Genomic DNA, 13,270 nt, shown 5'->3' with positions numbered 1-13,270 from the left:
GGTGGCGCCCGCCGACGTGCCGGAAGCGGGCGAGCGCACGGCGCCCGGCCCGGAGGTCGATCCTTTTCGGCTACGCGGCGACACGCCGCGGGTCATGCGGCTTTCGCGCAAGGCGCTCGCGATGATCGGCGCTGCCGGCGGCACCGCGATCGGCGGCGCTCTGCTCTGGGCGCTGCAACCCGTAGCCCCGAAGACCGCCGAGAATCTCTACACGGCCGATGGAGCGAATCGCGCCGAAGTCGTCACCGGTGCGCCCGCCGACTATGGCAAGGTGCCGAAGCTCGGACCGCCGCTACCCGGCGATCTCGGGCGACCGATCGTCTCGGCGCAGCAGAACGGCGAGACGATCCCGGTGCCGCCGATGGGAAATCCGCCCGCCGGCGGGCGCTCACCCGCCGACAAGGCGCGCGATCGGGCGCGGCTGGAGCGCGAGGCCGCCACGGCGAGCCGGATATTCCTTGGAGGAGGGACCTCGGGCGCGCCGGTGGCAGACGCGCAGCGTGGATCGATCGAACCGTCCGCCGCGACCATGTCGGCACCCGAAGGCGGCGCGCGGACTCCGGCGGCGGCGCGGCGCGCCTTTCTCGCGGGCGGCTCCGCCGAACCGTTCGAGAGTGCCGAGCGCCTTCATGCGCCTGCTTCGCCATACATCCTTCAGGCGGGAAGTCTCATTCCGGCCGCGCTGATCACTGGGATCAGGTCCGACCTTCCCGGACAGGTCACGGCGCAGGTGACCCAGAATGTCTACGATAGCCCGACGGGTCGCATTCTCCTCATTCCGCAGGGTGCCCGGCTGATCGGCGACTATGACAGCGAAATATCCGTGGGGCAGGAGCGCGTCTTGCTGGCCTGGAACCGGTTGATCCTGCCCGGTGGCCGATCGATCCGGCTCGATCGTCAGCCCGGCGCCGATGCGCGGGGCATGGCGGGGATTGCCGATCGCACCGACCATCATTGGGGGTCGATGCTGCGCGCGGCGCTCGTCTCTTCGTTGCTCGGCGTCGGAGCCGAACTTGGCTCGGACGGGGATGATGCGCTCGTGCGGGCGCTTCGCGACGGGCCGCAGGATACGGTCAACCAGTCGGGACGGCGGCTCGTCGAGCGTCAGATGAACATCCCGCCAACCCTCACGATCCGCCCCGGCTTCGCTTTGCGGGTCCTTGTCACACGCGATCTGATACTCGAACCGCCGGCGGGTGCGGCCCCATGAGCAAGCTGCGCCTAGGCCCCATCGCCGACGACAAGCCCGTGAAGCTGTCGATCGAATTGACGGGATCCCTCCATCGCGAATTGCTCGTCTATGCCGAGGTGCATGCGAAGGCTAATGGCCTCGCGGCGCCTATGGCGCCGGAAAAGATCGCGGTGCCGATGATCGAGCGCTTTATCGCGACCGATCGTGGATTTGCGACGGAACGGCGGCGGCGCTGAGTGTCTGCGGCGTCATCCTCACGTCGGTCAGGCGTGATCACCCATATGTGTTCGTTCAAACCGCTGGCGGCGGTGCGCCAAAAAAAAGACGCCCGCGCGATCGAAACCGTGCGGGCGTCAGATGAAGATCTCTGTTTCCTGAAAGGAAGAGCTCTTCTGGGTCGCACCGCGCGGATAGCGTCGCGAGCCGACCGATAATTGTACGGCAGCGCCAAAAGATACCCTGGAGCTCAAACCGTTGTCGGCTTTCGGTTAGTTTCAGTCAGAAACCCGGCGATCTCCGATCGGCCAAGACCAGCGATTCCCCTGAGTAGCGAACATTCCGGGGAGAGGGGGTCATTTCTTGCCCTATTTGCTCAAAGAATTCCTGTGTCCTTTAGCCAATCTTCCACGAGCGTCGGCCATCGCTCAACGGGATGACGCAGCGGGCGCATGGCGAAGGCGTGCCCTCCCTTGGCAAAGAGATGGACTTCCGCTGGAACACCTGCCTCGTCCAGCGCTCGCGCATAGACTATGCTATTGCAAATCGGATCGACGGGATCGTCCCAAGCCTGAAGAAGAAATGTTGGCGGGGTCATCTTGGTAACTTTGATACCAGGATCAAGCGAGCCCCCCGATCTGCACAGGTGGCCTGGGAACATTGCGATGGCAAAATCGGGCCGGCTGCTCACTTTGTCTATTTCGTCGACCGGCTCATAAGCAGGTTCGAATATATTGCTGGTCTGCGCGACCAGATACCCTCCGGCTGAGAAGCCTATGACACCGATCTTGCGGGGGTTGATCTTGAGCTCGCTGGCGCGCGAGCGCACCAGGCGTATCGCACGCTGGGCGACCTGCAACGCAAGGAGGTGCTTGGGCGTCACTGCACAATGGCAGTCTTCATCATAATGGTGGCCGCTTTTGGGAACATGGTATTTGACGAGCACGCAAGTGGTGCCTCTTGAAGTCAGCCAGTCGCGAACTTCACTACCTTCCAGATCGATCGCGAGCTTGGAGAATCCTCCGCCGGGAAAAACCAGCATCGCTGTGCCATTGCCTGGTTGTTGGGCGGGAAACACCGTGAGAGTGGGCACAGTGACGTTGAAGGCGCCGGTAACCGGACGTCCGGCGAAGCGTTTCGGATTCGTTGCCGTTTCGCTATACTCTGGAGGAAGTTTGACATCCTCCATGTTCGGCGCCGCTCCAGGCCACGGTGGCGTCTGCTGATGGCCCGCTGGGGTTGCCACACGCCCTCCTCCCTGCCCTCAACGCTTGCCGTCTCGGGCATCTTTGTCGGGCCCTTAGCGTCAGGATCACGCGTCTCGGCCTCGCTGCAGCCAACAACGAAGCCTTGAAAGCACAAAAGGCCTGCTGGAATCACGCTTCGCTGCAATGAAATTCCGAACCGCCCCACATTCCGCATTTTCCTGCTTCCTCACCTCGGATCGCCACCGGAAAAATTTCTCCTGACGACATCCAACCCTTAATTGACCGGGTGACCAAAGGATGATTTCTCGGGCTAGCGTCCAATTTTTTTAGGGACATGCCGTGGGTCGGCGATCAATCTCGCTAAACACGCGCCGCGCCTTTGAAGCCGCAGCGCGGTTGTCTGAACAACCTGAATAGTTCGATCGGGCAAGCACTGCTCGCGTCTCAGGCAGGGTGCGATACTTTCGTCATCGGGTTGCGCAATGTGGTTGGGGGCAAAGCATTGATCCGGAGCATGTTCGGCTCGCTCTTGACGGCGGTACTGTTGCTCGCGCTGAGACCGGGCGCGTCCGCAGAGTTAGTTTTCGAGCCGCTTCCGCCCAGCCCGGAACTAAGCGACCGTCGGCAAAGTGCCTATGCCGGGTCCTCCAGCGAAAATCGTACCTGATAGAACAGGTTGGTCCCATTGCCCGTCCGTACGGACGTTGCTGGGCTAAACGGCAGGCCGAGCTTCTTTATGTTTCCCTACTCATGGGGGAGTATTAAAGCTGGATTGGCCGCATCGTGGGTCAGCTGACATGGGTCGATGGAGGGAGCGTCGTCGGTCGTCGTTTCGGGCCCTTGGCCGAAGCAGGAGTTTGGCAAATGGAATTAATGTTCGCCCCTCTCATGGTGGCGGGATCGCGCGCGCGATGAGCCCTGCAACCGTCGCCGCGCTTCTGTTTCTGTCCGGGGTAGCGCCGCCTCCGACCGACCTCGCATCCGAAAGCCAGACTGAGACCGAGTTGCAGCGGGTAGATGATCCCTCGGCCCCACCCGAGCCGCCGATCGTTGTGCCAGCACTCGGCAACACCCCGCATCCCTCTTTAGCCGCGCCAGCAACCTCCGACGACGAGACTATGGCCGAAATGCCCTCGGCGCCCCATGATATTGTGGTGACGGCCCGTGGCGATGCGCCGCCGGGAGATCCGCTTCAAGCGGTCAATATTGCCTCTTATCGGGCGGTCCAGTCGATCGATGCGGCGCTCGTGGCCCCAGTCGCGATGGGCTATCAAGGTATCGTACCCGAACCTGTTCGCGACGGGCTGGGCAATGCACTGCGTAACCTCAGCGAACCCGTCAATTTTCTGAACTTCCTGTTACAGTTCAAGATCGGCAAGGCTGCCGAGACGCTCGGCCGTTTCGCCGTAAACACGACATTTGGTGTCGGCGGCCTTTTCGATGTCGCGAAGACAATGCCTTTCAATCTGCCTTACCGACGCAACGGCTTTGCCAATACATTGGGTTTCTACGGCGTCGAGCCCGGTCCCTATTTCTATCTTCCGCTTATCGGGTCGACGACATTGCGCGATCTGGCGGGCAACAGCATTGACTTGCTCGTCGTGCCGACCGCGGTCGGCGCGCCTTTCGACCGCACGGCATATGCCGTTCCGACAACTGTGGTCAGGCAACTCAATGACCGCATCGAGGGCGACGCTCAAATCCAGCGCTTGCAACAGGAAAGCCTTGATCCCTATGTCGAGACACGGACCCTCTATCTGGAACTGCGCAAACGCGAAATCGACGCATTGAAAGTTAGGCGCAGCGACCGCAATGGCGAGGCTGGACCTCAAACAGAAATCACGGTCAGCCAGACCGGGCCCTTGTCCGATCCAGAAGGTCTCATCTCCGTCGGCCCCCTTGAACTCGAGACGCCGACCTCGGACGGTTTGCCACCGCGACCTTAACGCCAATGATGCACATTTGGCGGGCGCGCAGAGAAGCCAAAGCGCTTCGAAATTTTGCTCGCACGGAACTCAAGCCGTCAACTGCAATCGCCGCGGTGAATCTCAATAAGCTTCCTCGCTGAAGTTTGGTCTTCCGGTTTCGGACGTGTCGAGACAAATGCCCACAACCGCTATCGGTTCGGCCATCGCGGATGAGTTTTTCGATCATGAACGCGTGCCTCGCGCTGTCTCCGACTGGCGTTCCCGAACTCGCCGATGGTCCCATGTCAAATGCTCGTCGCTTTGCGTGGGAACCGCTGGGCCTTCGCGTGGCAAGATGCGCCGCGCGTCAGATGGGTGTTTTGCTCGCCGAATGGCTCAATTACCGCGCAAACCAGGCTGCCAGATTGGGATCTGGATATCTCTTTTCTGTTCAAAAATTATAGGTTCGCAAGCAAGCTTGGGAATATCGTGATCGATGCGGCGGCCAAGAGTGTCATGCTGCACTCGGCAATCAGGGGCCACAAACCGCCGCGATGATCGTGCCGCCTCCGAACGCTGCCGGATTGATCGCGAGCTCGCGGTGCCGGAGACCAGCGTGCTTCCTACAAGTGCCCGTGGGCAACGGTCAGCGCGCCGTTCGCGTCGGTCGCATGCGACATCGCAAGCACAGGCCGCGAAATTCGGAGATCCTTGAGATGGCTCCAGATGACTTGCCTCTTTCCGTCGCAGATGCCCCCGTTTGGTGCCTTGGGCCTGGCGCATGGAAACCGGCGTCGGAGAAGGTTCCCCCGTCTCTCCGACGCCGCGATTTCTATGCGAGTTAGATTGGAACCGCTAAATCGTCAGAATTTTGCTCCGATGGCGACACCATAACGCCGCGGATCAAGAGTATAGATGTTTGTAAAATTACCGGAAGATGCATCGGTGACATAAAGTCCGGTAACCGAGTTGCTATCGAAAATATTCTGAACGAACCCCCGGACAAACCAGCGCTCGTCGGCGCCATTCAACTGTAAAACCGCATTTGCCTGGACGAAAGGTTCGATACGATTAATCCTGCCGTTGAAGATATTGCCATATTGCTTTCCGGTAAGGGAAATGTCGACGCGGGGGACGAGTGTCATACCATTCCCAACCTCTGCCGTGTACTGCACGCCCATCGAGACCTTGACATTCGGCGCTTGGGGCAATGTGTTGCCCTTGATGTTAACCTCGACGCCAGGACTCAATACCTGGATCCCGCTGTTCGCAGGGATAGCGCTCGCGAGGACACCGCAAATGCCGAACGCGCCGCTGGAGGCGATATTGCCGTCCGAAGGAAATTCCTGCGGTGCGCGAAGGCCGAGAGCCGCATTTACTCCCGCAACGAACGCATCAGCAACGCCAGGCGCAGGTCCCGTGACAGCGCAGTGCGCACCATTGCTGATGTCCTTGATAATCACGGCATCAGGATCTCCGCCGCCCGGATCACGCGGATTGGAGAAGAATTGATCGCCGGCGACCTTGGCATTGAGATAGCTGAAGGACAGATTGATAAGCCAGTTCGGGTCCGGCCTGATGACAGACTCCAGTTCGACACCCCAGATATTGGCGTCAACCGTGTCATTCACAGACGTTCTTGCCACGATGCGGCTGAGCTGCAGTCCACTATATTTGTAGTAAAATGCGGTGGCATTCAGTTGCAACGCGCCGTTTGCGAAGACGTTCTTGGAGCCAATCTCGAAGGCATCGATCGATTCAGAGCCGAAACTCTCGCTGACGGCGAAAATCGGAGAAAGCGGAGGATTGATACCGCCGGATTTGTAACCCCTCGAGTAAGATGCATAGAGTGAATTGTCCGGCGTAACCTCGAAGGCCAGAACTGCTCGTCCGGTAATTTCGTCGAAGCTTACTTCGCGAAACTGGGCGAGCTGTTGGCCCGGTGTCCCCGGGTCGGCATCGAAAAGTCCAGACGGCCCGGTGAGAGGCGTTATCGGGGTATCGAACGGATCTCCATCGTTGGCATAAGGGTTCAGGAAACTGATCAGTGTCGTACGCGCCGTTACATCCTTCTTGTCATTGTTGTAACGCAGCCCCCCGGTCAACGTCAGCCGGTCGCTTAGATCGAAATAGACCTCGCCGAAAATCCCATAGCTCTCCAGATTCGATTCCAGCGAGTTGTTCCGATACATCGACGTCGCGAAATAGGATGGCGGAAGGCCGCCCGACAAGGAGCCGAATGAACCCAATATGGCACTGGCGTAATCGAGCGCAAACGAGTTCACATAATAGCTATTGTCGGTGGTTTTCGATTTCGCGTAAATTCCCCCCAACAGGAAATTGAACGGCCCGTCGAAGTCACTCGTAAGGATGAGCTCTCCGCTCCACGATTCGCGTTGTTCCGAAGATCGATCGAAAGAAAGCGGCGTTTCGGAACACAGCGAGTTCCCTTCGAAAGCGCCTCTGCTTCCATCATCATTATCCGAGGTGCACAGCACGCCCTGCGGACCGTCCGGGATGAGAGCGCCGGCAATCGGCGAAAAATAGGCCGAGGAGCCGGGAATGAAGGCCGGCGCCGGCGGAGCAAGACCCGTCGGCAATCCGTTAGCCGCAAAAAAGGCCAGCGTATTGAGCGCCGGGGCGAAACCGGCACGGCTTTGAATTCCAAGAAAATAGTCCTGCCTGGAATCGACTTCAGTATCCTGATAAATGCCGGTGGCCGTCAGGGTCATCGCGCCGAATTTTTGCTCAAGGCGCGCCTGCACCTGTAGCTCTTCCGCAAAATAGAAGGGCGTATAGGCCGTGTTGACGACACGCACATCGCCAGGCTCCTGAAACCCGGAAAACCCGTCAGGGCCATAAAGGCTGCCAAGGCCGAGTACGGCGGGAATGCCCTGAATGGCGAAGAACTCGGAAGAACTGAGCGTCGCACCGACCGTGGAATTTGCGTTCGTGGTATCGAAATCACGTCGATTGTTCAGGCATCCGAGCACGCCCAATGGATCGCGTTGGCACGTTTGTTTCTGGTTTCTGAGGCGCGTGTCCTTTTCCCGGAAATAATAGCCCATGAGATCGATCGTCGTATCAGGACCGGGCTCGAAACGAAGTGAGCCTCGCAACGCGTAAAGGTCCCGAGTGTCGATGTCCGATCCATCATAAAGATTCGTCGTATAACCGTCGCGGTTCACATATATGCCCGCCAGTCTCACGCCGATCATATCCCCGATCGGGACATTGACCATGCCACGCGCTTCGATGCTGTTGAAATTGCCATACTCGAATTGCGCTTCAGCCTCGAAACGGGAGAGTTTGGGTTTCGCGGTCACGACATTCACGACCCCGGAGGTCGCATTCCGACCGAACAGGGTGCCTTGAGGTCCGCGAAGGACTTCAATCCGTTCCAGATCGAAATATTCGGTCTCGAACAGGCGTGTTCCGAACAAGGGTGATCCATTGACATGAATTGCGGTCGCAGCATCGCAGGTGACGCCGACGCACAGGTCGCCAACGCCGCGAATAGTGAATGAAGCTGAGGTGAAATTGCCTTTCGAGAAAGATACATTGGGCAGCGTCAGCTGTAGATCCGAGGCATTTTCGATCTGCTGGCTTTCAAGCGCCTCAGCGCTGAATGCGCTGACAGCTATCGGCACGTCTTGCAAGCTTTGCGCCTGACGTTGCGCCGTCACGACGATGACATCGTTACCGCCATCTGGCTCTTCAGCTATGGCTTCCTGAGCATTTGAGACCTGTGGCAACGCCATCAGGACGGCGCTTGCCAACAAATAAGCTTTGTTATTCATCACCCTTCTCTCCCTGTCTCGATTTTTTAGTTTCTTACGCGAACCCGTCCTTTTCCCCGGTAGTCGATGTTCAAAAATGGGGCAGCTCGCCGAGCTGCCCCGAGTTTGAGAGGTGGCCAGAAGGAGATTTCCGGAGAGGAAAAGATTCTCGCCGCCCGGCTTGAAGCTGAGCAGTTTTTCGGTATTTGGTAAAGAACTTTATTATGGCACTTTATTATATTGCTCGGGGCGCTGGGAGGTGTTCCATCTCAGATCCGAAGAAATCAGTTTATACATCCGATGCTTGCTGTCAGCGCTTCAGCCTTGGCACGGTCGAGCGCGCGCCGACGACTTTTGGATGCGGCTGCGGTACGGCACGCCCGATCCCGAGCGCATGTCCCGCCGAAGCTGGACAGCCTTTTGTGGCTCCATGACCTTGCCTTGCTGTTTGCCTCGGAAGGCATATCGACCAACTGTGCCACGATAGATTTCTTTGTGGCGCCAAGCAACACAGGCAAGAGAAGAAGATCTAAACAGAACATATGAACTCTGCTTGGTTATTTCTGCCTCGGCCTTAGTATTTATGTCTTGCTGTGCAAAAGAGGCCTCATCGTTTAACTAAATGTTGGATCGGCAATTCTCGCATCGCCATTACGGTCGCATGCAACCATAAAATCGCGCTAGACGTTGCTCAAGTCGGCGCTTCCCAAAGCCGGAGAAGGCTCCTCAACGCGGTGACAAAGGCCAGCGGCTGGTCGAGCATCAGATGGTGGCGGGCTTGAGGCACGGCAATGATCGGAATGGCTCCTCCCCCCAGTTCACGAACATATGCCACGGAATCCCGGTTGAAGAGCTGGCTCTCCTCGCCGTGAACGATAGCCTTGCGGCCCGGCGCGTTCACTAGGCGCTCGCCGATGGTGAGCCACTCGTCGGGCCGGTTGCTCCTCCGGAACACTTCGGGAGAGAATTTCCACGTCCAACCCTCCCCGTCACGCCGCAGAGAATGAAAGGCCATATAGTCCAAAAGAAATGGCTCACCGACAGGCTGGGGTGGGGAAAGGACGTATCGACTGCGCGCCGCGTCGTAGCTGGGATAGCGACTTTTGGCTTTGTCCGGGTCGCCGGATCCGGGGCTGGCGCGGCGGAGATTCCAATACGCTTGCAAGAGCGCAGGTCGCATGACCATCAGGTCGCAAACCACAATGCCGGAGAAGGTATCGGGCGATTGGGTGACGGCCGTCAACGCTGCGCCAGAACCGAAACTGTGGGCAATGATCGTGGGCTTGTGGCCATCCGCAAACAGTCCAAGCGCTTCGGCAATTTCGCCGAACTCGCGCCCCCTGGCCAAGGGGTCGGCGTGCCCTCGCATTTCGCTGTCGCCCATGCCGGCAAGATCGAAGGCCACCACATCATAATCTTCGGCCAGAAACGGCGCGATGAAGGAAAAGCAGCGGGCATGCGAGAGAAAACCGTGCGTCATCAGTACCTTGGGTTTCGCCCGGTCGCCCCAGCGAAAGTAATGCGCTTTGGCACCCTCGATCTCTACATAGCCTTCCTCGCGCGGCACCCTGAGAGCGGAAACGAACCATTCGGGCAGATGCGAACCATCGCCCGCCCAGAGAGCGTCGATGTCCTCGGGGCAATCTTCAATCTTTACCGCCTCGTTCATATTGTTGGGCCGTCCTTGCGTGTGAGTTTTTCGAAAGCGAAGCCAGCATAGCTGCCGGCCGCCTCTTCGTCGCAGAGCGCGGCATAGCCAGACACGCTCGGAAAATTGATGAGCTGGCGCTTCTTTCCCGGAATATTCGCGCCCATGTACCATGAGGCCGCCTCGGGAAAGAGCGTCATCGCGCCAGCCGCGGCAACCATTTCAGTCCAGCCAGTTTCGGCAGCCGGTTTGCCCTCGAAAAGATCGATGTCCCTCCTACGCAACCAGACCATGAAATCGCAAATCCAGTCGCCCTGTATTTCCGCGCTTGTCGGGCCATTGGCGAAACCCGACGGGCTGAGAGGACCATAAGCGAACAACATGTTGGGAAAACCCGACACCGCCATGCCGAGATAGGCGCGCACACCGTCTTCCCACGCCTGCCAAAGGGGAAGCCCCTCCCTCCCGGTGATGTTCATGTCGATCAACCCGCCACGCCCGGCATCGAAGCCGGTCGCAAAAATGATCAGATCGCATTCGACCTCACCGTCTTCCATCTTGATGGCCTGGGGCTCGATACGGATGATCGCGTTTGCCTTCAGATCGACCAGCGCGACATTATCCTGCTCGAAAATTTCATAATATCCCTGTTCGAGCGAGGGTCTTTTCGTGCCGAAAGGATGCGGCGGCTCCGCAGGCGCAAGTTTCTCGGCCAGAACGGGGTCGATAATCCGCGCGAGAACCTTTTTGCGCCAGAACTCATAGGCGTAGCGGTTCGCTTCGCGATTGGTCAGTATGTCGGCAAAGTTGTTGTACCAGAATTTGAGGCCGCCCTGCCGCCACAGGGTCTCGAAATGGTTGTTGCGCGTCGTGGCGTCTACATCGAGCGCGGAGATGTCAAGCGACTGGCATTCGAATCCCCCGTTCGTTCGCTTGCGCCGAACAAAAATGGCGGGATAGCCCTGCTTATCACGCTGCTGAATGTCTTCGGTAAGCCGTTCCTGGCGCATGGGCAGGCCCAGAATAGGAGTCCTCTGAAACAAGGTCAGCTTTTCTGCGCATTTGGCGGCCTCCTGCGCGATCTGCACTCCGCTCGCACCAGTGCCGATGACGGCGATCCGGCGGCCCGAAAGATCGATACCCTGTTGCGGCCATCGCGCCGTGTGACACCAATCGCCTTCGAACGCCGCGATTCCTCGCATATCGGGAATATACGGCTTCGATGCGAATCCCAAAGCGGGCAGAAGGAAGTGTGTCGATATTCCTTCCCCGCCCTCAAGCTGCAGGCGCCACCGTCGTCCCTCTTCATCGAACCTTGCGCTTTGGACCCTCGATCCCATCCGCATAAGCGGCCAAAGGCCCAGCGTATCGCAAACATGCCGGAAATAGGCTCTGAGCTCCTTCCATCCGGGAAAGCGCTCGCTCCAGGCCCATGATTTCCAAACCTCGGGTATCGAAAACTCATAGAGCGGTACCTGCGAGTCCACGCGGGCACCGGGATAGCAATTCCAGTACCAAATGCCGCCGGGCTGGGCGGCCGCATCTACCAGCAGCACCTTGAACCCGGCGTCACGCAATTTGTGCAGCAGATAGATGCCGCTGAAGCCTGCACCGACGATCACGGCATCGTAATCGGGAGAGCCAGTCGATCTCACGTCGCGACATTCGATCGTTCGGCAATCGCTTTTGCCGTTGCATAATCGGCCTTGCCGTTCGAGGCTCGCATGGGGATGTCTGTCGGAATTATGGTCTTGGGAGTTTTGTATCCCGCCAAATGTGCGCGCACATGGGTTTTGACCGCTTGTTCGTCGAACTGGGCGTGGTCGTTGAGGTGGACGATCGCGGTTACGGCTTGGCCCCATTTATCATCCGGCACGCCTACGACCAGCGCGTCCCCGATGGCGGGATGGGTCTTGAGCACTTCCTCGACCTCCTCGGGATAAACTTTCTCTCCCGCCGTGTTGATGCAGACGCTTCCGCGGCCGAGCAAGGTCAGGCTGCCATCGGCTTCTACCCGACACCAGTCGCCCGGAATGGAATAGCGCACCCCATCGATCGTGCGAAACGTCTTCGCGGATTTCTCGGGGTCCTTGTAATAGCCTATGGGGATCGCACCCTTCCGGGCGATAAATCCCGGCACGCCGCTCCCCGGTTCGACTTTCTGGTCGGTTTCGTCGAAAACATCGCAGAACTCGCCGATCCCAAATTTCGCGGTGTTCGTGCCGCCCTCCGCAGTGGTGACGGCAAGGCCGAAGCCGAGGCCTTCGGATGCGCCAAAACTGTCCATCAGTACGATTTGCGGAATATGCCGGCACAGGCCGGACTTGACCTCCTTGCTCCACATCACACCGGAAGAGAGGATTGTAACGAGGCTGCTGGTATCCCAGCGGCCAGGGTGGTCGTCGAGCGCGGAAAGCATTGGCTTGGCAAAGGCGTCGCCCACGATCGCTATACCTTCCACCTTGTGCCTTTCCACCGTATCCCACAGTTCCTCGGCATCGAAAGACCATGCCTCCAACGTAACTATCGCGCCGCCAGACATCAGCGTGCCGATCGCAGTGATAAAGCCCGTTCCGTGCATCAGCGGGCAAGAGGAAAGCGTGCGCCTGCCCGGGCCTTCGCGGGCGATCAGCGCGACATTTTCTTCGAGTGTCTCTGGAACGGGGCCGAGCAACTTCTGTGCGTCGAGTTGGGCCTTGCGCATGTCATCATGACGCCACATCACGCCCTTGGGCATTCCGGTCGTACCACCCGTATAGATGAAAAGCAGATCGGCGGGCGAGCGTGTGATGCCGAGCGCCGATCCGTCCCCCTCTTGCGCGAGAGTCTCATAGTGGATCGCAAAGGGCGCGATTGAAGACAGCTCGCCAATTTCGACGAAGGTGCGAACCTTCCTAAGCCGGTCGTTGAGTTCGACGATAGTGTCGCGGAATTCCGAACTGTAAACGATGACCTCGCTGTCGGAATCGTCGAAGATATAAAACACCTCTTCGGCCCGATAACGGTAATTGATGTTCACATGCGTCAAACGCCCCTTGAAGCAGGCCGCCATCAACTCGCCATATTCGGGTCGGTTGCGCATATAGAAGGCGACCTTCGCGCCATCGCGGATGCCGCGTTGGCGCAACCCGCGGGCGATATTGTTCGAGCGCGCCGACATCTCGGGCCAGGTGACGATCCGGTCTCCATGTATCAGAGCCGGCGCATCTTCGGGCATGAAGGGCTCGATCGCGTCGAGAATATCCCCGAGATTCCAGTCGATCACATTGATTCTCCTCTCTGGACGGGGCCGCAGCATCGGGGCGCATGACTCCCGTTAC

The 13,270-nt window shown here is 58.8% G+C and carries 8 protein-coding genes; 3 read left to right on the top strand and 5 right to left on the bottom strand.

Translation table 11 applies throughout. The features are described from left to right. Positions 1-16: 16 nt before the first annotated feature. Positions 17-1,210 (top strand): TrbI/VirB10 family protein, encoded by a 1,194-nt coding sequence (locus FFS68_RS04365; RefSeq protein ID WP_231732775.1) that lies wholly within the window; start codon positions 17-19, stop codon positions 1,208-1,210. Further along, positions 1,207-1,428 carry a DUF2274 domain-containing protein gene (locus tag FFS68_RS04360; protein WP_037557589.1) on the top strand — a complete coding sequence of 74 codons (222 nt, stop codon included), beginning with the start codon at positions 1,207-1,209 and terminating at the stop codon, positions 1,426-1,428. Before FFS68_RS04365 ends, FFS68_RS04360 begins: the two co-directional genes overlap by 4 nt. A 356-nt stretch (positions 1,429-1,784) precedes the next feature. On the opposite strand, the gene FFS68_RS04355 is transcribed toward FFS68_RS04360, so the two are convergent. Continuing rightward, positions 1,785-2,597 carry an alpha/beta hydrolase gene (locus FFS68_RS04355; RefSeq protein WP_037557590.1) on the bottom strand — a complete coding sequence of 271 codons (813 nt, stop codon included), beginning with the start codon at positions 2,595-2,597 and terminating at the stop codon, positions 1,785-1,787. A gap of 930 nt (positions 2,598-3,527) precedes the next feature. Here FFS68_RS04355 and FFS68_RS04350 point away from each other — a divergent pair. Continuing rightward, complete coding sequence (locus FFS68_RS04350; protein ID WP_161786577.1) at positions 3,528-4,562, top strand: VacJ family lipoprotein; 1,035 nt, start codon at positions 3,528-3,530, stop codon at positions 4,560-4,562. An 824-nt stretch (positions 4,563-5,386) separates the two neighbouring features. On the opposite strand, the gene FFS68_RS04345 is transcribed toward FFS68_RS04350, so the two are convergent. The 4 genes from FFS68_RS04345 to FFS68_RS04330 all read right to left on the bottom strand — a co-directional run bounded on the left by FFS68_RS04345 (position 5,387) and on the right by FFS68_RS04330 (position 13,215). Continuing rightward, the gene (locus FFS68_RS04345; protein WP_137752008.1) at positions 5,387-8,323 is read right to left on the bottom strand and encodes a TonB-dependent receptor; all 2,937 of its coding nucleotides are present in this window, start codon (positions 8,321-8,323) and stop codon (positions 5,387-5,389) included. A 670-nt stretch (positions 8,324-8,993) separates the two neighbouring features. Continuing rightward, on the bottom strand, positions 8,994-9,971 hold the full coding sequence (locus FFS68_RS04340; RefSeq protein ID WP_037557592.1) for an alpha/beta hydrolase: 978 nt from the start codon (positions 9,969-9,971) through the stop codon (positions 8,994-8,996). After that, entirely contained in the window at positions 9,968-11,605 is a 1,638-nt protein-coding gene (locus FFS68_RS04335) for an NAD(P)/FAD-dependent oxidoreductase (protein ID WP_052182483.1), read from the bottom strand. Before FFS68_RS04335 ends, FFS68_RS04340 begins: the two co-directional genes overlap by 4 nt. Beyond that, positions 11,602-13,215 carry an acyl-CoA synthetase gene (locus FFS68_RS04330; RefSeq protein WP_037557593.1) on the bottom strand — a complete coding sequence of 538 codons (1,614 nt, stop codon included), beginning with the start codon at positions 13,213-13,215 and terminating at the stop codon, positions 11,602-11,604. The genes FFS68_RS04335 and FFS68_RS04330 overlap by 4 nt, the downstream gene beginning before the upstream one ends. Positions 13,216-13,270 lie beyond the last annotated feature (55 nt).

It is taken from the genome of Sphingopyxis sp. L1A2A, assembly GCF_005502465.1.
In the GTDB taxonomy this organism is placed as follows: domain Bacteria; phylum Pseudomonadota; class Alphaproteobacteria; order Sphingomonadales; family Sphingomonadaceae; genus Sphingopyxis.
This window is presented reverse-complemented; position numbering and strand designations above follow the sequence as displayed.